The 19,863-nt window shown below is 56.8% G+C and carries 15 protein-coding genes and 1 tRNA gene; 8 read left to right on the top strand and 8 right to left on the bottom strand.

The genetic code is table 11. The annotated features are described in order from the left end of the window. From Q1M54_RS05755 to rnr, 6 genes are all read right to left on the bottom strand, one after another. Window positions 1-4,712: YDG domain-containing protein (locus Q1M54_RS05755; RefSeq protein WP_300555077.1), on the bottom strand; the 4,712-nt coding region annotated here is incomplete at its 3' end. Window positions 4,713-4,758: 46 nt separating this feature from the next. Beyond that, window positions 4,759-6,564, bottom strand: a complete 1,806-nt coding sequence (locus tag Q1M54_RS05750) for a ShlB/FhaC/HecB family hemolysin secretion/activation protein (protein WP_300555074.1) — start codon at window positions 6,562-6,564, stop codon at window positions 4,759-4,761. A 326-nt stretch (window positions 6,565-6,890) separates the two neighbouring features. Beyond that, window positions 6,891-7,274, bottom strand: a complete 384-nt coding sequence (locus Q1M54_RS05745; protein WP_300555071.1) for a hypothetical protein — start codon at window positions 7,272-7,274, stop codon at window positions 6,891-6,893. A gap of 164 nt (window positions 7,275-7,438) precedes the next feature. Beyond that, on the bottom strand, window positions 7,439-9,289 hold the full coding sequence (locus tag Q1M54_RS05740; protein ID WP_300555069.1) for an ATP-binding protein: 1,851 nt from the start codon (window positions 9,287-9,289) through the stop codon (window positions 7,439-7,441). 9 nt (window positions 9,290-9,298) lie between these two features. Further along, window positions 9,299-9,763 (bottom strand): molybdopterin-dependent oxidoreductase, encoded by a 465-nt coding sequence (locus tag Q1M54_RS05735; protein ID WP_300555066.1) that lies wholly within the window; start codon window positions 9,761-9,763, stop codon window positions 9,299-9,301. 207 nt (window positions 9,764-9,970) lie between these two features. Then, window positions 9,971-12,247, bottom strand: a complete 2,277-nt coding sequence (rnr, locus tag Q1M54_RS05730) for a ribonuclease R (RefSeq protein ID WP_300555063.1) — start codon at window positions 12,245-12,247, stop codon at window positions 9,971-9,973. Window positions 12,248-12,265: 18 nt separating this feature from the next. Here rnr and Q1M54_RS05725 point away from each other — a divergent pair. Further along, window positions 12,266-12,350, top strand: a tRNA-Leu gene (locus tag Q1M54_RS05725). Window positions 12,351-12,442: 92 nt separating this feature from the next. Here Q1M54_RS05725 and rimO read toward each other — a convergent pair. Continuing rightward, the gene (gene rimO / locus Q1M54_RS05720) at window positions 12,443-13,852 is read right to left on the bottom strand and encodes a 30S ribosomal protein S12 methylthiotransferase RimO (protein WP_300555060.1); all 1,410 of its coding nucleotides are present in this window, start codon (window positions 13,850-13,852) and stop codon (window positions 12,443-12,445) included. Window positions 13,853-13,909: 57 nt separating this feature from the next. Beyond that, window positions 13,910-14,557 (bottom strand): polyhydroxyalkanoate synthesis repressor PhaR, encoded by a 648-nt coding sequence (gene phaR / locus Q1M54_RS05715; protein ID WP_300555079.1) that lies wholly within the window; start codon window positions 14,555-14,557, stop codon window positions 13,910-13,912. A gap of 143 nt (window positions 14,558-14,700) precedes the next feature. Here phaR and Q1M54_RS05710 point away from each other — a divergent pair, with 143 nt between their 5' ends. The 7 genes from Q1M54_RS05710 to tolQ are packed head-to-tail and all read left to right on the top strand — an operon-like array spanning window position 14,701 to window position 19,851. Beyond that, window positions 14,701-15,336, top strand: coding sequence for a riboflavin synthase (locus Q1M54_RS05710; protein WP_300555058.1), 636 nt, complete (start codon window positions 14,701-14,703; stop codon window positions 15,334-15,336). 13 nt (window positions 15,337-15,349) lie between these two features. Continuing rightward, complete coding sequence (gene ribBA, locus Q1M54_RS05705) at window positions 15,350-16,477, top strand: bifunctional 3,4-dihydroxy-2-butanone-4-phosphate synthase/GTP cyclohydrolase II (RefSeq protein WP_300555055.1); 1,128 nt, start codon at window positions 15,350-15,352, stop codon at window positions 16,475-16,477. A gap of 2 nt (window positions 16,478-16,479) precedes the next feature. Next, entirely contained in the window at window positions 16,480-16,986 is a 507-nt protein-coding gene (gene ribH / locus Q1M54_RS05700; RefSeq protein WP_300555052.1) for a 6,7-dimethyl-8-ribityllumazine synthase, read from the top strand. Further along, window positions 16,986-17,507, top strand: coding sequence for a transcription antitermination factor NusB (gene nusB / locus Q1M54_RS05695; RefSeq protein WP_300555050.1), 522 nt, complete (start codon window positions 16,986-16,988; stop codon window positions 17,505-17,507). Before ribH ends, nusB begins: the two co-directional genes overlap by 1 nt. A 21-nt stretch (window positions 17,508-17,528) precedes the next feature. Next, the gene (locus Q1M54_RS05690) at window positions 17,529-18,716 is read left to right on the top strand and encodes a pyridoxal phosphate-dependent aminotransferase (protein WP_300555048.1); all 1,188 of its coding nucleotides are present in this window, start codon (window positions 17,529-17,531) and stop codon (window positions 18,714-18,716) included. Beyond that, a complete protein-coding gene (ybgC, locus tag Q1M54_RS05685) occupies window positions 18,713-19,144 on the top strand; it encodes a tol-pal system-associated acyl-CoA thioesterase (protein WP_300555045.1) in 432 nt (143 codons plus the stop codon). Before Q1M54_RS05690 ends, ybgC begins: the two co-directional genes overlap by 4 nt. Further along, on the top strand, window positions 19,141-19,851 hold the full coding sequence (gene tolQ, locus Q1M54_RS05680; RefSeq protein WP_300555043.1) for a protein TolQ: 711 nt from the start codon (window positions 19,141-19,143) through the stop codon (window positions 19,849-19,851). Before ybgC ends, tolQ begins: the two co-directional genes overlap by 4 nt. Window positions 19,852-19,863: the final 12 nt, after the last annotated feature.

Genomic DNA, 19,863 nt, shown 5'->3' with positions numbered 1-19,863 from the left:
GCGTCGTACACCTTGTTGGCTGCAGTGATACCGGTCACGGCACTGATGTCAGCTTTGCTGATATCCGCTGTCGTGCTGGCTGTGCTGCTCACCAGGTTGTAGTTGCCCGCATCCGCGCCACCCAAGGTAATGCCCGTGATGCTCACGTTCTTACCCGCACCTGCGTTCTTGTCTGCAAACGCTCCGCTGGCTGCGCTCACGTTCAGCACGTCTGAGCCAATCTTGCCCGTGAAGCCCGCCGCGCTGGTGTTCAGCGTGGCCGCCGTCGTCGCGTCGTACACCTTGTTGGCTGCAGTGATACCGGTCACGGCACTGATGTCGGCCTTGGTGATGTTCGCTGTCAGACTGGTGGGTTGGACCACCACGTAGTTGCCTGCGTCCGCGCCTGCGAGGGTGAAGCCCGTCACCGCCACCGCTTTGCCGGCGCCCACGTTCTTGTTGTCAAACGTGGCTGCTCCAGTGCCACCAACCGTGACCACATCAGAGCCCAGTGCCGCCACTGTGGCTGCACCGCCCAAGGTGGCCACTGTGGTGGCGTCGTACACCTTGTTATTGGCCGTCACGCCTGTCACTTGCAGAGTGGCCGCTGTCACGTTGGCGGTCAATGACCCTGCGGAAGTTGCTTGGTATCCAACTACTCTCACGCCAGAGTTGGCCCCAGCTACCGACACCGCACCTAGGTTGATGGTCTTGTTGTTGCCGACGTTTTTGTCCGCGAAAGTACCGGTGATGATGCTACCTGGCACATCGCCGTCGATGGCACCACTGATCGTACCGGTCACGTTAACCGACGTGGTAGCGTCATACACCCTGTTTTGCGCGGTGGCACTGGTGACCGTCAAGGATGGTGTGACGCGATAAAAGAGGTTCAGCGCTTTGGATGCATTGACTATGCCAACACCACCCGACACATTGGTCGCATAGGCCTTGTTTTGGCTGGTATCGCCATTGGTGACCAAGGTGGCCAAAGCGGAACTGTTGGCGTTGCCCGAATAAAGAGCCACCGTCTTGCCGCTGCCAGCGGTCACGCTGGTAGCACTGCCCTTGACAACGTCGCCGCCGGTGACAGCGCCGTTGGCTGTAGCACTGGAAGCGACTGCAGATGCAGCGCCAGCAGTTAGGGTAACGTCCCCCCCAGTGCTGACCACGTTGCCATTCAAGGTGAGGTTGCCAGTTGTGGTCGAGACATTGATATCACCCACAGCATTCAATCCACTCAACCTAAGCGCACCTGAACTATTGACCATCAAACCTGTAGTGCTATCTGCAGTGAAAGTTCCGGAGGTATTGAGGTTGATACTGGAACTTAAATTGTTAACCGTATTGCTCAGCGTGATGTTACCGCTGCCGGTTGTCAATGAAAGGTTGCCGGCGCTAGTTAACGCCGTGGAAGCCGCTTGTGTAATGTTGCCATTTCCGCTGCTTGTATTGAATGCAACATTACCGTTGGTGGTCAAATTACCCAGTGCAGTCGATAGATTGGTGTTGATCGTCACTGCCCCGCTCGTGCCATTGAGACTGTTGCTGCCAGACATGACAATGCTGGCGTTGGAATTGAGAGCGACGTTACCGGTCAGCGTTGTTCCTGCCAGAGACAAATTGGTGTTGCCCGTCTGCGTCACATTGACAATGGCATTGCCGCCCGCCGTGCTAGTAATACTGGAGCCACTGGCCAACACCATTGCGTTGCCAAGGCCCCACGACTGATTGCCAGTGATGGTGGTTGTTCCACCCAGTAACGTGATGTTGCCGGTCACATTTGTGCCCGTACTGCCTGCGCCTTGCGCTAGGCCGCGTATATTCACAACACCATTGGTCGACAGATTGCCGCCAAGGGTAACAGCAGTACGAACACTGTTTGTCCCGTTTGAGTCTGTTGCGTTGAGGTTGATCTGTCCGCCAGCACTGGCATCTAATGTGTTTGTGCCAGATGTCACCAGGTTGCGATCACCCAAGAAATTAACCGTGGCGTTGCTCGTCGTGACATTGGCTCCCGCCATGGACAGATACGTCCCCAGCACTTGAGTACCGCGAACGTTAAGTGTGCCGTTGCTAGCTGCGACATTGCCGGCAATCAGCACCCCCACGCCTGTTGCGGCCGCTAGAGAGCGCCCTGTAATATTGACTTGGCCGCTGGTGTTGAGGTTTCCACCAATGCTGATGGCGGTTCGAGCTGTTGTTTCCCAGGGTATATCTGCATTCACGGCCACTGTGCCATTGGTGCTATTGAGGCTGTTGTTGCCAGACATGACAATGCTGGCGTTGGAATTGAGAGCGACGTTACCGGTCAGCGTTGTTCCTGCCAGAGACAAATTGGTGCTGCCCGTCTGCGTCACATTGACAATGGCATTGCCGCCCGCCGTGCTGGTGATACTGGAGCCACTGGCCAAAACCAATGCGTTGCCACCGCCCCACGACTGATTGCCAGTGATGGTGGTTGTTCCACCCAGTACCGTGATGTTGCCGGTCACATTTGTGCCTGTACTTCCATTACCTTGCGTTGACCCGTGTATGTTTACAGTACCATTGGTCGATAAGTTACCGCCAAGGGTGACAGCCGTTCGAGTATTTGCCGAAGGACTCAAGTCAACTGTTGAGACGTTGATTACTCCACCCCCACTGGAGTCCAAAGAGCTAATTCCTAAAATATTAACCTGACTTGAATTGCCATTTATATTTAATATTCCTCCTTCGGTATTCAAACTACTGTTTTCAATGCGAACAGCATTTTGTCCACCTGAACGTCCAGTAACATTTAACACACCGGAGACTACTTTGATGGTTCCGTTATCAATCCACACTCCATGCCCGCCAGTCCCTGTGCCATAGCCGTTTAATGTCACATTGCCTGCAGTTGTTAAATTGCCACCAATTTTCACACCCCCAGCAAGGGATGGTAGAAAAATTGGCTGCTGTCCATCGATGAAAATCGATCCACTACCCGCATTTAGTGTGTTGTTACCGTTCATAACAACAGCTGCACTCCCGTAAACAGCAGAATTCAAATTCAATATTCGAACCGTTCCATTGGTTGAAATCTCATTTCCATTCAACGTTACAACACTAGCATTTGAGCTTTGTGATGCATTCATCGTTAAATTCAACGACCCCGAGTTGGATGTAATGTTGACACCGTTGTTCAGTGTGATGGACTGATTGGCATTGAGCGTCAGGTTGGCATTACCACCTGCCGTCTTGTTGATATTGGCCGCAACCGTGATGTTGCCACCCGCGCTACCTGCACCGGCGGTGGTAACAGTTACATCTGCACCGGTATTCAACGCCCCCTCAATCGATGCGTTGTTCACAATCGCGGTTGAACCGCTACCTTCCCACGTGTTACTGGTGTTGGTGGCTGTGCTGGCCGCCGTGCTGATGGTGATGTCGGTCGGGTCGATTAACCACTCGCCGTTTTTGCCCGCGCTCTTGCCTTCGACCGTACCCAGCATGGTGAGCGTTTTGCCCGAGGTTTCTACAAAACCACCGTCACCCTGAGCGCTGCCGATCTTGATGGTGGCACCACTGCCAATGACGGTGTTGTCGGCCAAGCTGATGTTGGCGACATCAGTGGCCTTGCCCAGCAAGTCGCCACCGATGACCACACGGCCACCACCGGCCACGCCGCTGGCGTCAATGGTGGCGTTGCCAAACACGCCCACGCGATTGCCGCCAATGACCACCGCACCCGCTTTTTCGCCAGCGTTTTGGCCCGACACGTCGATGGTGCCGCTGGTCAACGCATCGCCGCCCTCGGCCATCAAGACGACTTTGCCGTTTTTGAAGCCCAAGCTGCGGGCCTGAATGAGGCCTTCGTTGTTGACCACGGTGTTGAGCAAGCTGTCGCGCCCCTTGGAGGTGAGGTAGACCGCACCACCGTCGGCTTGGATGAGGCCCTTGTTTTCTGCCAGGGCGTTGAGAGTGGCTTCGTCCACTTTGATGGCGAGCAAGGAAGCGTTGTCCAAGCTCAGGGTGAATCCGCCACCGGCTGCCAAGGCCACAGCGCCTTGGGTTGCCGTGATGTTGCCTTCGTTGATGGCTTTGCCGCCAGCCAGCACCACGTAGCCGCCGTCAGCAGCCTTGATGTTGCCTTGGTTGATGACGCCATTGCTGCTGCCGCCACTGAGCACCCACTGGCCGTTGGCGTTTTTGGTGGCATCGGCAGCCGTCGAAGCCAACAAGCCACCTACGCTCACTTCCGAGCCTTTACCAAACAACACGCCGTTTTGGTTGAGCAAGAACACTTGGCCATTGGCTTGCAAGCTGCCAAAAATTTCTGAACGGCTGTTGCCAATGACGCGGTTGATGGCCACTGACGAGGCATTGGGCTGCTGGAACACCACGGTGTTGCCAGCGCCAATGCTAAAGCTTTGCCAGTTGACACCCAGCACCTGGCTGAGTTGCTGCACGGTCATGACACGACCGTTGACATTGACGGTGGCGTTGCCGTTGACCACGTTGCCCTGCGTTGGCAACACATCGGCTGCAATGGCGTTGCCACTGACGATGGGGATGGTCAAAAACGCTGCCGCTGCAGCTGCGTTGATCAATGACCAGGCAAGCAACCCCTTGACATTCGACGATTGGGGCACACCGCCCACACCGCTAGCCGCGCTACCGGCACTGCCCTTACTGTTGCAGGTTGTGATTTCAGCTACCGGCACCAGTTGGCCGGTTTTTTTGTTGAAGACTAAGCGGAAGATATTGGCGTTCATATTGGCCTTCTATTTGTGTATTTATGAAGTTTCTTTTTGGTTTGGCTCAGTAAGCCATGCTCAAGCTCAAACCCACTCTGTCTTCTTTGTTATCGACACTTGAGTCACCGCTGAGTCCTTTTGCCCAAAAGGCACGCAGAACAAAGGCACCTTTTTGGCTGACCTTTGCCTCAACACCCCAGCCCGCACGAACCGAGGTGTTGTCTGTCACGCCTGACGTTGGGTTTTGCTGCAAACGAGCCCATCCACGGTCATAAAACACAGATACATCAGCCATCAAGTTGCGGTCAAGCATGGTGCTCGCCCAAACTTTGCCGATGGCAAACTGACCAACCACAGCGGTATCGCCACCCACCTCTCCGCCTGCATACGCCCTGACAGCGTTTGCTCCACCGAGGAACAGTTTTCCGTATGCGTCCAGGTTGCCAGAGGCTCTTTGCCCGTAAACATTGGCACTGGTATACCAACCATCACCACCCAAGCCCTGCAATCGATTGATACGAGCGGTGTATTTGTCCCTAGATCCCACTGTTGTTGAGTCTCGGGCGTCCTCATACTTCAAATCGGACTGAGCCCAACCCACCAACCAACTTGTTCTTGCACCCAAACCATTCAATACCTGATCTTGAAAATCGCCAGATAAACCCATACGGGCACTGTTCAAGCGGCGGTCTTCAGGCAACGAACTTTGATCGGATAGGCTGATTCGGTCTATGTCCACACGCCAATCTATATTTCCCTGCCCTGTTCGCAAGATGGGATAACTCAGATTAACCCCATGATTTTTTGCATCGCCCGCAAAACCTCCAAACCCCGCCCCCAAGGTGTAGTTGGTTTTGCCTGAAGCTAGGCCCATGCGCCAGCCCTCATGACCGATGGGAAAGCTGTAATCGACGTTGTAGTTCTCGATGTCTTTTTTGTTTGTCGTCATGTACGACAAACCCATTTGGTCGCCGGTCTTTAATGCATCTTGACCAGTTAATCGGACCTGTGCTCGGTTTTCACCCGTTGCTTTAGATCCAAAGTTGTCAACAGATAACCCTGCGTTAACCCCCTTTCGCGCACCGCCACTGCCCGTCACCGACCGCCCACTTCGCGGATCAACTTGCATGGCCATGGTGCTTGTACCCAGCTCTTTGCCTGGCACCAACTCTGCCCTGATTTGATACCCCGTGATTTCAGTCACTAACAAAGCAGCTCGATCTACGCTGGACTGCTTCAATAGGCTTGAGCCACAGTCAACTTCACCGCACAAGCTTTTTTTAACGATTTGCTTGACCTGCGACACATCAATACCGGGATGATTAGCCTCTACCTTTATGGGTTCCGATTGCGATAACCGCCCCTCGTATATCTGGTAAACAACGACACCATCCTTGATTGCCTGAGGTGTCAACCAAGCCCTGGCCACCAGATAACCCGCCTTGCGGTAATACGCCGTGATGGCATCAGATATGGCTTGCAGTGCAAACAGGTCGTAAACACCCGGCAGACGAGCGGATGACGCTTGGAGCAAATCGTCAACTGAAAACGCCGTTAACCCTTCAAACTGAAACCCGTTAATTTTTATTGTTGGCCCACCAGGCTTGACTTCCCCTTGAGTCAATGGTTTGGCCAACCTCGAGCCAACCGCCTCCCATGAAACCGGACTCACGACCTCGGGTCCCGTCAAATTGCGGTTAATGTTTTCAACACTTGATGTTGCACCACCTTGCGCCATAACCAAAGACGACCAAGCCATCAGCACCGCTGACGTGAGAACCGATTTCGAGAAGCGAACCATAGAAAACCCTTTGAACTGCTGCGTATAGGCATGCGAAGAAACTTCGCCACAAGAGTTCTGATAATGCACTTATGAATTAAATTAATTGACGAATTTAATACCAAATAACGGAAAATAATTCCTTTTTTTGGTGCCCATCGACTGTGGCGAGTTTGGTAAGTTGGTCCATGCGGTTATGAAACATGACCAGGCCACAGGCACGTCGACCATGGCCTGGGTGTGACTTTGATCAGAAAGCCCCGGAAGTTTTTGTAACTGCGTAGCCGGGAGGCTGTGGCGCCGAAAATGGCGGGCAGATGATCGCGTCTGACTCCGAGGAAGCGGCCATAGGCCGAGCGGGCCAGGTTCTGGTTAACGGCGTCGGTGAGGTGGTGGACTTGTGGGGCATGCATCCATTAAGTTTCTTTTTCCAGGATGATGAAGTCCTTTTCGAGCAGCTTTTGCATGGTTTCAGCATGGTGGGCCATCAGGTCGAGGAGTTTTGGCGTGGGTACGATATGGCGGGCGCGTTTGTCGTTTTCGCTGTACACCCGGGTGATGAGGCCTTCGTCTTCCAGCTCGCGCAATTTCATGCGCACGGCGCGGTCGGTGTATTCGGGGTGGTTGAGGACTTGCTTGAGTGAACGATCGGTCTGGTGGCTGGCGTTGAAGAAGGTGTCTTGGGCGATGCAGTAATAAACGTGCCGCCCCACAACGGTCTTGAGCAAGGGCAGGTTGGCCCACTCCCAATCCGACAGCTCCACCAGGGTTGCCAGTATTTTTTGTTTATCGTTAATCACTGTTCTTACGCTCTTTTTGTGTATTTGAATATTTTTTTATGTTTTAAATACGCACTATTATCCAGATACGGGAACAAATTTCCTCCATCTGTCAGGACGCGTGGGGGGTTCTGATTGGCCTAGATGGATGACCAGCCGGGCCTGTGGCTTGGTTTGCTGAGTGGTCAGATGGCCAGTGGTGGATAGGCACCCAGCAGGCGGGTCAACTTGGCCCGCTCTACGGGTTTGGGCAGGAAGTCATTGAATCCGGCTGCGTGCGCTTGTTCTTGCGTTTCGCTGAGCACGTCGGCGGTGACGGCGATGACGGGCAGCCGTGACTTGGCCAGGTCGGTCAGGTTGCGGATGGCTTTGACGCACTCAAATCCGTCCATGTGGGGCATGTGCAGGTCCATCAACACCAAATCAAAACCGTGTTGCTCGATGGACCGCAGTCCTTGCAATCCGTCTTCGGCATAGCTGACTTCGCAGTCCAGCTGTGTGAGCATGCGGCCAAGCACCATCCGGTTGATGGCGTTGTCGTCGACCACGAGGAGTTTTTGCCGTTTGGCCGGGGTGCTGTGTTGGGGCAATGGAATGGCGCTGGCTTGGGGTTGAAGGGGCCCTGCCCCGCTGGTGGCTGCAGCTTGTGCGACCCACTCAAACACAATGGTGGAGCCTTTGCCTTCTTGGCTTTGAACGCGCAGGTCGCCACCCATTCGCTGGGCCAGGCTTCGGGAAATTTCCAAGCCCAGGCCCGCACCACCTCGCGTTCGGGTTGTGGATTCGTCGCCGGGCTGAAAGCGCTGGAACAGTTTGGTCAGTTTTTCTCGGCTGATGCCCATGCCGGTGTCTTGCACTGTGACACAACAGCGCAGGCGGTTGGCGTCCAGTGTGATGAGTTTGACGGATACGAGGATGTGTCCGTGGGATGTGAACTTGATGGCGTTGGACAGCAAGTTGAGCAGGATTTGCCGCAAACGGGTGGCGTCACCCAAGATGAATGGGTGGGCCAGCTCATGCGACTGGTAGTCAAGGACAAGCCCTTTTTCTTCGGCAACGGGGCGCATCCAGCCAATCACTTCAGAGAGCGTTTCGTCCAGATTCATGGGCAGCATTCGGATCTGCAGTTTGTCGGCATTGATGGCCGACAGGTCCAGGATGTCGTTGAGCAAGTTCAGCAAATGCTGGGCCGATCTTTGTGCCGTGTGCAGCAGCGGTTGCTGGTCAGACCGCAAGCCACTGAGGTCCAGCACTTGCATCATGCCCAGCAGTCCGTTGAAGGGCGTGCGCAATTCATGGCTCATGTTGGCCAGGAAGCGGCTTTTGGCGACGTTGGCCGCTTCGGCGGTGATGCGTGCGGCCTGAAGTGCCCGGTTGACCACTTGCAGCCGAAGGCGCTCCCTCTTTTCTTTGCGGAAACTGTAGAAAAGGCCCGCAAATCCGAGCATCAGAAAGATCAGCAGACTCGCCGCGAGGCCCATGATCAATTGGTCTTGTTTGCGTGCGGTGTGGTCCTGGATTTCGATTTTTTGCACCACACTGCGGTGCGTGATCTGCACCAGGGATTGCAAATCGGGGGTGATGCGGTCGAGCTCCCGGATGATTTGCGGCAGTTGGGCGGGTTGTCCGCTCAACAGAAGATCTTCTATTTTTTGGATGGCCAACAGCATGGAGGGGATGACCCGCTCGAACTCTTTGGCTTCTTGCAGCAGTTCGTGGGAGGGGAAGTTTTGCAACAGGTCCAGACGGCTGAGGAGAATTTCGAAACGCGACATCAGTTCGGGGTCCATCGCGTTGCGGTAAATGGACGAATTGACTTCGTTGCGGAACCGCAGGAACTCCCTGTCGAGCTGGAAAGCCATGAAGACCACCGAGTCGGACTGGATCCGTGATTGACCGAGCGATCCCGCCGATCGCGCCCAGATCAGTTGCAGCATGATCAGCAGGACGGCCACGATGGCCACCGTCAATGCGATCAGCCCCGATTTGAATAACCGGTCACTGGCGTGAACCGGCTCATGGGTCTCGACAGACATGTCGGGTGTTCACTGAACCGTCAGCGACTTCAGTTGCCAGATGGATCGCTCGTAGTACTTGATGGTTTGCAGCTCTTTCTTGCTGTCGAAGGGGTACACGACAAACAGCGGGCCCCTTTGCCGCAAGGGGATGTTCTGGTCATTTTTCTTGATGGCAACAACGACATCAAAAAGTTGGGCGTCTTGGACGGGTATGTTGATGACGTAGTCGTTGAGGGCCTTGGCTTGCAAGGTTTGGCCATCGGCTTGCACGGTCCGGAGCACATCGCGCAACAGCGGTCCCGAAAATTTGATGGGTGTCTTGGCCCACGGGGTCATGGTGGTGAAGCTTTTTTGCGGCAAGGCCTCCAGCATGCCCAGGTCCCAAAGGTAGGACCGGTCCAGATTGTGGGTCTGGATTTTCCCGGTGATGGTCAGCACCACGGGCCCCGTCGGTTGCCGAACTTCTTGTGCGGTCAATGGCCAGGTAGCCATGGACAAAAAGATAAAAACAAGACATTTAAAAAGAATCAAGATATTTCTCTTTTTAAGCATAAAGACCAAAATATATCTTTATGTCAATTTATTCCTCTGAAATATCAGAAGGAAAGGAGAAATCTGTTCCTATTAAAAATCCAGGCCTGAAGGCCTGGATTGTCAGTTTCATCAATGTGTCAACGGCTAATCGTTGGGTTGTGCGGCTCAACGCCTGGGCTTGCTGCTGCGGGAGCCTTTCTTTTTGGCTGCAGCTTTCTTGACCGAGGCTTTGAGGGCCTGGATGGGTGAGCGGTTGCGCTCGGCATCGGCCTGGCGGCGGTCTTGGGCGCCCCGTTTCTTGTCGCGCCCGCCTTCGGCAGGTGCCGACAGGCCTTTGTCGCGCATGGCCCGTTGCACCAGCTCGTCTCCGGTGTGCACCAACCTGAAATCGATCTTGCGGCCGTCCAGATCCACTCGGCTGACCTGCACTTGCACCCGGCTGCCAATGGCGTAACGGATGCCGGTGCGCTCGCCGCGCAATTCCTGGCGCAACTCGTCAAAGCGGAAGTACTCGCCGCCCAATTCGGTGATGTGCACCAGCCCTTCGACGTACATCGTGTCCAAAGTCACAAAGATGCCGAAACTGGTTGCAGCAGACACCACGCCGCTGTATTCCTCGCCCAGGTGTTCGCGCATGTATTTGCATTTGAGCCAGGCCTCCACATCGCGGCTGGCCTCGTCGGCGCGGCGCTCGTTGGCGCTGCAATGCAGGCCCGCCGCCTCCCAGGCGCGTTGGTCGGCGGCCGACATGCGCACGCGTGGGGCAGACGATTCGGGCGCATCGCCCTTGGCAGCGCGTCCTTTTTCAAGCCGCTTGGTCAGCTTGGCATGTGCCTCACCTGGCACGGGCAAACTGGGCAGCGTGTATTTGCGGTCCAGCAAAATCGCTTTGATCACGCGGTGCACCAACAAGTCTGGATACCGCCGGATCGGGCTGGTGAAGTGGGTGTAGGCCTCATAGGCCAAACCAAAGTGGCCGCTATTGACCGGGGTGTAGATGGCTTGCTGCATGGAGCGCAGCAGCATGGTGTGGATCTGCTGCGCGTCTGGACGGTCCTTGGTCGCTTGAGCGATTTTTTGGAACTCACTGGTGTGCGGCTCGTCGCTGATGCTCATGCCCAAACCCAAGGCCTTGAGGTAATTGCGCAGGATGTCTTTTTTCTCGGCCGTCGGGCCTTCGTGCACGCGAAACAAGCCAGGGTGCTTGCCTTGCTGGATGAAGTCGGCGCTGCAGACGTTGGCTGCGAGCATGGCTTCTTCAATCAGGCGGTGCGCTTCGTTGCGCACACGCGGCACGATTTTTTCGATGCGGCCGCTTTCGTCGCACACGATTTGGGTTTCGGTGGTTTCAAAGTCCACCGCGCCGCGCACGGCGCGCGAAGCCAGCAAGGCTTTGTACACGTCCTGCAGGTTCATCAGGTCGTTCACGCGCGCTTTGCGTTTGAGCGCCTCAGGCCCACGGGTGTTGGCCAAAATGGCCGCGACTTCGGTGTAGGTGAACCGCGCATGGCTGTGCATCACAGCCGGATAAAACTGGTAGGCGTGCACATCACCCTTGGCGTTGACCAGCATGTCACAGACCATGCACAAACGGTCCACATCGGGGTTGAGCGAGCACAGGCCGTTGGACAACTTCTCGGGCAGCATGGGAATGACACGGCGCGGGAAATACACGCTGGTGGCGCGGTCGTAGGCATCGATGTCAATGTCACTGCCGGTTTGCACGTAGTGGCTCACGTCGGCAATGGCCACCAGCAAACGCCAGCCTTTGCCCCGGCCTACTTTGGCGGGTTCGCAATACACGGCGTCGTCAAAGTCGCGGGCGTCTTCGCCGTCGATGGTGACCAAGGGCACGTCGCGCAGATCGACACGGTCCTTGCGGTCCTTGGCCAGCACCTTGTCGGGCAGGCCTTTGGCTTGTTCCAGGCAAGCGGCCGAAAATTCGTGCGGCACGCTGTACTTGCGCACGGCGATTTCGATTTCCATGCCCGGGTCGTCGATCTCGCCCAGCACTTCTTTCACGCGCCCCACAGGTTGCCCAAACAATGCGGGCGGCTCGGTCAGCTCCACCACCACCACCTGGCCCGGTTTGGCTGTGCCGGTGGCGCCTTTGGGAATCATCACGTCTTGGCCATAGCGCTTGTCTTCGGGCGCCACCAACCATAACCCCCCTTCGTGCAACAAACGGCCAATGATGGGTTGCTCAGGGCGCTCAACGATTTCGACAATTCGCCCCTCGGGTCTGCCCTTGCGGTCTTGACGCACGATGCGAACCTTCACGCGATCTTTGTGCAAGACGGCACGCATCTCGTTGGGCGACAGGTAAATGTCGGACTCACCGCTGTCACGGATCAAGAACCCATGACCGTCGCGATGGCCCTGGACACTGCCTTCAATTTCTTCCAGCAAGCCGCTGGGTGGCGCTACTTTTTTGATATACAATCCTTCGATTCCTGAGGCGCCCAGATGGCGGAATTGGTAGACGCACTAGTTTCAGGTACTAGCGAGTAACATCGTGGAGGTTCGAGTCCTCTTCTGGGCACCAATCTTATCGAACCCGATAAGTTCAACACACAACAAGCCGTTGATTTTTGATCAACGGCTTTTTTGTTGCCTGTCAACATTTGGTGCTCGCGCTCAAACCGGCACCCCCACCAAATCATGCCCTTCCACACGCACGATACGAGCACGGGTGAATTCACCCACCTTCAGAGTTTTACTGATTTTTTCGGGGGGCAATAAACGCACCACACCGTCGATTTCGGGTGCGTCGCCAAAGCTGCGCCCCACCCCACCGCGTCGGCCCATGGCGGGTGCACTGTCCACCAGCACCTGCATGGTGGCACCGACACGCTGGTGCAAGCGGGCAATCGACACTTCTTCGGCCACCGCCATGAAACGGGCGCGGCGCTCTTCGCGCAGCGCTTGCGGCAGCATCCCAGGCAATTCGTTGGCGGTTGCGCCGTTCACAGGGCTGTAAGCAAAACACCCTGCCCTGTCAATCTGCGCCTCGCGCAAAAAGCCCAGCAAGTGTTCAAACTCTTCTTCGGTTTCGCCCGGAAAACCCGCAATGAAGGTGCTGCGAATCACCAGCTCGGGGCACAGTTCGCGCCAACGCTGAATGCGCTCTAAATTTCTCTCGCCGCTGGCCGGGCGCTTCATGCGTCTGAGCACATCGGGGTGACTGTGCTGAAAAGGGACATCCAAATAAGGCAACACCAAACCCTGTGCCATCAAGGGGATGATGTCGTCCACGCTTGGATACGGGTAAACATAGTGCAAACGGACCCAAGCGCCATGTTCACGGGCGATTTCGCCCAAGGTCTGCACCAACTCCAACATGCGGGTTTTGACCGGCTTGCCATCCCAGAACCCTGTGCGGTATTTCACGTCCACGCCATAGGCCGAAGTGTCTTGGCTGATGACCAGCAGTTCTTTGACGCCGCCTTCAAACAAGGCCTTGGCTTCTTTGAGCACATCGCCAATGGGGCGAGAGACCAGGTCGCCGCGCATGGAAGGGATGATGCAGAAGGTGCAGCGGTGGTTGCAGCCTTCGCTGATTTTCAAATACGCGTAGTGGCGTGGGGTGAGCTTGAGGCCCGCTTCGCCAAAGCCGCCGGGCACCAAGTCCAAAAAAGGGTCATGCGGTTTCGGCAAGTGGGTATGCACCGCGTCCATCACCTCTTGGGTGGCGTGCGGTCCAGTCACGGCCAGCACGCTGGGGTGCATTTCACGCACCATGTTGCCGCCGCCTTCACTTGTTTTGGCACCCAGGCAACCGGTCACAATCACTCTACCGTTTTCGTTGAGCGCTTCGGCAATGGTGTCCAGACTTTCCTGAATGGCTTCGTCGATGAAGCCGCAGGTGTTCACGATGACCAGGTCAGCGCCTTCAAAGGTTTTGGAGGTTTGGTAACCCTCGGCGCTCAACTGCGTCAGGATCAGTTCGGAATCGGTCAAGGCTTTAGGGCAACCCAAACTGACAAAACCGACTTTGGGGGCTGGCAGGTTGGCGGAGGTGGGGGCTGTGGGGGTCATTTCACTCATCCCTGCATTGTCCCCGCAAAAACGACCGAATCGTGACAAAAGGACGTGCAAGGCCCATCAGGGCCTCAAACCCATGACGCCAAGTAACTGCTCCGTGTTCTTTTGGATCTGTTTTTGCATCTGCTCTTGCATTTGAGACATGACGTTTTGAGAAGGGTTGGCCAAACCAGAAAACATGTTTTGCATCATGGGCGTTTGCCATTGCATGAACTGCGCCCACACCTCTGGGCTCAAGACGGGACTGGACTCACCCAACTTGTTTTGCCAATCCATGAACGATTGCACGTGATTTTCGAGATATGAGCCCATGTGCCCCTGCATGGCATGGCCATAAAAGCGAATGATGTTGGACAGAACGGCCTCACTGAACATCGGCGCACCCGCTGACTCTTCTTCCAAGATGATTTGCAAAAGAATCGTCCGAGTCAGGTCTTCACCCGTTTTGGCGTCCAAGACTTGCACCGGCAAAGCCGTCATCACCATTTTTTTGATCTCAGCCAATGTCACATAGCTGGATGACTGCGTGTCGTACAAACGCCGATTGGGGTATTTCTTGATGGTGCGAACACCCTCCGCTGCTGCCGATTGGTTCGCATTGTTCGCATTGAGCGGTGGCTGCGAAGGGGTCGATTTGACTTTTGGCTTGACCGGCAATGAAAACTCCTGATGACATGCGGCAAATGAAAATCTGCTGCAATGCACCATTTTAGGCACACAGATTCCGCCTTGTCGCCTTGGTAAACCCTGAGCGAAAGGCTCAGGACATCAAGGCCTGAAGCACTCTATGGGCTGCATTTTTGTTGCGTTGCCGACCGATTCACCCTCTTTACCTGCGAAAATAGACAGCTATGTTCACCGGAATCATCACCGGCGTGGGGCGAATCGTCGCCGCCCACGACCTGGGTCGCTCTTTACACCACGGCAAGCGCCTCACCATCGAGGCCCCCGCCGGGTACCTTGACGATGTAGGCTTGGGCGACAGCATCGCCCTGAACGGCGCTTGCATGACCGTCACCACCTTCAGCCCCGAGAGCCGTCAATTCACCATCGACATCTCGGCCGAATCGCTGGATAAGACCAGCGGCTTGGACCAACAAGGCAGCGTCAACCTCGAAAAAGCGCTCCGCGCCAACGACCGATTGGGCGGTCACATCGTGTCTGGTCATGTGGATGGCGTGGGGCACATCAGCCATTTCGAGCAAATCGGCGAAAGCTGGGAGCTCCGGGTCTTGGCCCCGCACTCCTTGGCCAAATACTTGGCTTACAAAGGCTCCATCACCGTCAATGGGGTCAGCCTCACCGTCAACCGCGTGGCAGATTTGGCCGATGGCTGCGAGATCAGCATCAACCTGATTCCTCACACCGTGAACAACACCGCGCTGGGCAGTCTCAAAGCTGGCAACCGCGTCAACCTCGAGATCGACACCGTCGCCCGCTACGTGGAGCGCATGCTCAGCGCTGGCCTGTTGCCCCAAGCTTCTTAATTTAGGACCTGCCATGAACGCCCCCGCGCAACCGACACCCGTGGCCATATCGCCTGTTGAAGAGATCGTGGCCGAGATGAAGGCCGGTCGCATCGTGATCCTGGTGGACGAAGAGGACCGCGAAAACGAAGGCGACTTGGTGCTGGCGTCTGACCACGTCACACCTGAAGCCATCAACTTCATGGCCCGCTTTGGACGGGGCTTGATTTGCCTGACCCTGACACGCGAGCGTTGCGAGTTTTTGAAACTCCCGCCCATGGCTGCCCGAAATGGCACGTTCTACAGCACGGCCTTCACCGTGTCGATTGAAGCTGCCGAAGGCGTCACCACAGGCATCTCTGCCGCGGATCGCGCCCGTACGGTGCAAGTGGCCGTGGCCAAGGCCAGCCAGCCGACCGACTTGGTACAGCCTGGTCACATTTTTCCGCTGCAAGCGGTTGACGGCGGCGTGCTGATGCGCGCTGGGCACACCGAAGCTGGTTGCGATTTGGCCGCCATGGCCGGTTGCTCGCCGTCATCCGTGATTTGTGAAATCATGAATGACGACGGCACCATGGCCCGCCTGCCCGATTTGCAAATTTTTGCGGCCGAGCACGGCCTCAAGATCGGCACGATTGCCGACTTGATCGAGCACCGCAGCCGCAACGAGTCCCTGGTTGAACGCATTGGCAGTCGCCCCTTGCAGACCGCTCATGGCGAGTTCACTGCGCACGCTTTCCGTGACCAAACCAACCAAGCTGTGCACTTGGCTTTGGTCAAAGGTGCGTGGTCACCTGAATCTGAAGTGGCCGTGCGTGTGCACGAACCCCTGTCGGTTCTGGATGCCCTCGAAGTCAACCGCGCCATGCACTCGTGGGGATTGGACGCCAGCCTGAGCTACATCCATGCCCAAGGCTGCGGTGTGGCTGTCTTGCTCAACTGCGGCGAATCGGCCGAGCAATTGCTGGCCCAATTTGAAGGCCGTGCCCGCTCGGCCCAAGCGCCCGAACGCGGCAAGATGGATTTGCGCACTTATGGCGTCGGCGCGCAAATCCTTCGCGAATGCGGCGTTCACAAAATGCGCCTCATGGGCAATCCGCGCCGCATGCCCAGCATGACCGGCTACGGTCTCGAAATCACTGGCTACATCCCCAAGGAATAAACATGCAAGACGCCAACAAAGGCCAGACCGAAGAACTCGATGGTCAATTTCTGCACATCGGCATCGTGCAAGCCCGCTTCAACGAAGACATCACCAACGCCTTGGCCAAAGCCTGCATCCAAGAACTCGAAGCTTTGGGCGTGACCAGCATCGACCACGTCATGGTGCCCGGCGCTCTGGAAGTGCCCGTTGCGCTGCAGGCCATGGCCGAACGTGCCGAATACGACGCCCTCATCGCTCTGGGCTGCATCATCCGAGGCGAGACTTACCACTTTGAGTTGGTGGCCAACGAATCTGGCGCTGGCGTGAGCCGCGTGTCGCTCGACTACAACTTGCCAATCGCCAACGCGATCTTGACCACCGAAAACCTCGACCAAGCCATGGCCCGCCAGACCGAAAAAGGCCGCGACGCGGCCCGCGTGGCGGTCGAGATGGCCTGCATCATGGACGACCTGGCCGCCGACATGGCCGAGTTGGCCGACGACCTTGACGAAGAAGACAAAGCCTGATGACCGATCCGCAAAACATCATCGGCGAAGCAGACGCTGGCCAAAAGCCTGCCCCTGGCACGCGCAAATCGTCCGCCAAATCGGCCCGCAGCCGCTCGCGTGAGTTTGCGCTGCAAGCCTTGTACCAGCACATCGTGGGCCGCAACGAAGCAGCCGACATCGATGTGTTCACACGCGATTTGTCCGGTTTCAACAAAGCCGACTCGGCCCATTACGACGCGCTGCTTTACGGCTGTACTGACCATGCAGCTGTCCTGGACGCTCTGATCGCCCCCAAACTCGACCGCAGCTTTGCCGAGATCTCCCCGATTGAACGGGCGATCATGTGGATCGGCGTTTACGAGATGAAGCATTGCCTGGATGTGCCTTGGCGCGTGGTACTGAACGAATGCATCGAGCTGGCCAAAGACTTTGGCGGCACCGATGGCCACAAGTACGTCAATGCGGTTCTGAACGGCTTGGCCCCTGAGCTGCGCAGTGCCGAAGTGCAAGCCGACCGCCAGTCTGGCCGCATCAAATAAAACAGCCACACAAACACAGTCATGCGCATCTCAGAGCGTGCCGAGCGGATCGAGCCCTTTTGGGTGATGGAAGTGGCCAAAGCCGCTTCGCAAAAAGCCCGCCAGGTCGCCCACACCGACCAACCTGTCGTGTTTTTGAACATCGGCGAACCCGACTTCACCGCACCCCCCATGGTGCAGGCTGCGGCACAAGCCGTGATTGCGTCCGGCCAAACCCAATACACCCCGGCCCTCGGATTGGACGCATTGCGTCAAGCCATCAGCGGATGGTACGCACAGCGCTTTGGCGTGCAGGTGCCCGCCAACCGCATCGTGGTGACCGCTGGCGCCTCCTCAGCTTTGCAACTGGCTTGTTTGGCATTGATCGACCGGGGCGATGAAATCCTCATGCCCGACCCGAGCTACCCCTGCAACCGCCACTTTGTGAGCGCAGCAGAAGGGAAAGCCGTTTTGGTCCCCACCACAGCTGCGGAGCGCTTTCAACTCAGCGCTGCGAAAGTGGCAGCCTCTTGGGGCCCGCAAACCCGTGGCGTTTTGCTGGCCTCCCCCTCCAACCCCACCGGCACCTCCATAGACCCTGCCGAGCTGGCACGCATTGTCGATGTGGTGCGCTCGCACGGCGGTATCACCCTGATCGACGAGATTTACCTGGGCCTGAGCCACGACGACCAGTTCGGCCAAAGCGCCCTGGCCCTGGGCGAAGACGTCATCAGCATCAACAGCTTCAGCAAATACTTCAACATGACCGGCTGGCGTCTGGGCTGGCTGGTGGTGCCCGAGCAGATCACACCCGTGCTGGAGCGCTTGGCACAAAACCTGTTCATTTGCGCCAGCACCGTGGCGCAACAAGCGGCCTTGGCGTGCTTTGAGCCCGACAGCTTGGCCGAATACGAGCGCCGCCGCGCCGAATTCAAAGCCCGGCGTGATTACTTCATTCCGGCCTTGAATGCGCTGGGCCTGACAGTGCCCGTGGCGCCCGATGGCGCGTTTTACGCGTGGGCCGACTGCAGCGCCGCCTGCCAAAAGCTGGGCCTGAAAGACAGCTGGGAATTCGCCTTTGCCGCGCTGGAACATGCCCATGTGGCCATCACGCCGGGGCGCGACTTTGGCACCGACCAAACCGCCCGCTTTGTGCGTTTTTCCACCGCCAACTCGATGGCCGAATTGCAAACCGCGATCGCCCGCCTGAAAGCTTGGTTGCAGCCATGAACAGCACCCACGTGAGCCCCAGCGTTTTTGAACACCCCATCCGCATCTATTGGGAAGACACCGACGCGGGCGGCATCGTTTTTTATGCCAACTACCTCAAGTTTTTTGAGCGGGCCCGCACCGAGTGGCTGCGTGACCTGGGCTTTGGCCAGCAGGTGCTGCGTGACGAGTCTGGGGGCATGTTTGTGGTGTCTGAAACCACCGTCAAGTACCATTCTCCCGCCCGACTGGACGACACCCTGGTCGTTACAGCCGAATTGCAAACAAGCGGCAAAGCCAGCCTGACCATTGCCCAGCGCGCCTACTTGCGCACGCCTGAGCAAAACGACCGCTTACTGGCCGAAGGCACCATTCGCTTAGGCTGGGTCGACAGCACCACCTTGAAACCCGGCCGCATTCCGGCCCCTGTTCTGGAAGCCCTGAAATGAACCAAGACATGTCCATCGTCTCGCTGCTTTTGCACGCCAGTTTTGTCGTGCAGCTGGTGGTGCTCATTTTGCTCAGCATCTCGGTGGCCAGTTGGGCGGCCATCGTGCGCAAGATCACCGCCATCAAGCGCATCAAAAATCTGAACGAAGAATTTGAGCGGGTATTTTGGTCCGGTACCAGCTTGAACGAGCTGTTCAACGCCGCCAGCCAAAACGCCAAACTGTCGGGCCCGATGGAACGCATCTTTGCCAGTGGCATGCGCGAATACCAAAAACTGCGCGAACGCCGCATCACCGACGCCGGCACTTTGCTCGACGGCGCCCGCCGTGCCATGCGGGCGAGTTTCCAGCGTGAAATGGACGCGGCGGAGTCCAAACTGGCCTTTTTGGCATCGGTTGGATCCATCTCGCCTTATGTCGGTTTGTTTGGCACCGTGTGGGGCATCATGCACGCCTTCACGGGCTTGGCCAGCTTGCAACAAGTGACCTTGGCGGCTGTCGCCCCGGGCATTGCCGAAGCCCTGGTGGCCACCGCCATTGGCCTGTTTGCCGCCATCCCGGCGGTGCTGGCCTACAACCGCTTTTCACACGATGTGGACCGCATCGCCATCAAGCTGGAAACCTTCATCGAAGAGTTCTCCAACATTTTGCAGCGCAGCCTGGGCGCGAACGCAGCCTCTGGCAGCGGCTCGGCATCTGGCTACTGAAAGAGGCCCACA

It is taken from the genome of Limnohabitans sp. Rim8 (assembly GCF_943326455.1).
In the GTDB taxonomy this organism is placed as follows: Bacteria; Pseudomonadota; Gammaproteobacteria; order Burkholderiales; family Burkholderiaceae_C; genus Limnohabitans_A.
This window is presented reverse-complemented; position numbering and strand designations above follow the sequence as displayed.

Coding starts and splice junctions, on each gene's coding strand:
- Q1M54_RS05740 (WP_300555069.1), bottom strand. CDS start 9,289: ATGTCTGTCGAGACCCATGAGCCGGTTCACGCCAGTGACCGGTTATTC.
- Q1M54_RS05690 (WP_300555048.1), top strand. CDS start 17,529: ATGCGCATCTCAGAGCGTGCCGAGCGGATCGAGCCCTTTTGGGTGATG.
- rimO (WP_300555060.1), bottom strand. CDS start 13,852: ATGAGTGAAATGACCCCCACAGCCCCCACCTCCGCCAACCTGCCAGCC.
- ribH (WP_300555052.1), top strand. CDS start 16,480: ATGCAAGACGCCAACAAAGGCCAGACCGAAGAACTCGATGGTCAATTT.
- ybgC (WP_300555045.1), top strand. CDS start 18,713: ATGAACAGCACCCACGTGAGCCCCAGCGTTTTTGAACACCCCATCCGC.
- tolQ (WP_300555043.1), top strand. CDS start 19,141: ATGAACCAAGACATGTCCATCGTCTCGCTGCTTTTGCACGCCAGTTTT.
- Q1M54_RS05710 (WP_300555058.1), top strand. CDS start 14,701: ATGTTCACCGGAATCATCACCGGCGTGGGGCGAATCGTCGCCGCCCAC.
- nusB (WP_300555050.1), top strand. CDS start 16,986: ATGACCGATCCGCAAAACATCATCGGCGAAGCAGACGCTGGCCAAAAG.
- phaR (WP_300555079.1), bottom strand. CDS start 14,557: ATGGTGCATTGCAGCAGATTTTCATTTGCCGCATGTCATCAGGAGTTT.
- Q1M54_RS05735 (WP_300555066.1), bottom strand. CDS start 9,763: ATGGCTACCTGGCCATTGACCGCACAAGAAGTTCGGCAACCGACGGGG.
- ribBA (WP_300555055.1), top strand. CDS start 15,350: ATGAACGCCCCCGCGCAACCGACACCCGTGGCCATATCGCCTGTTGAA.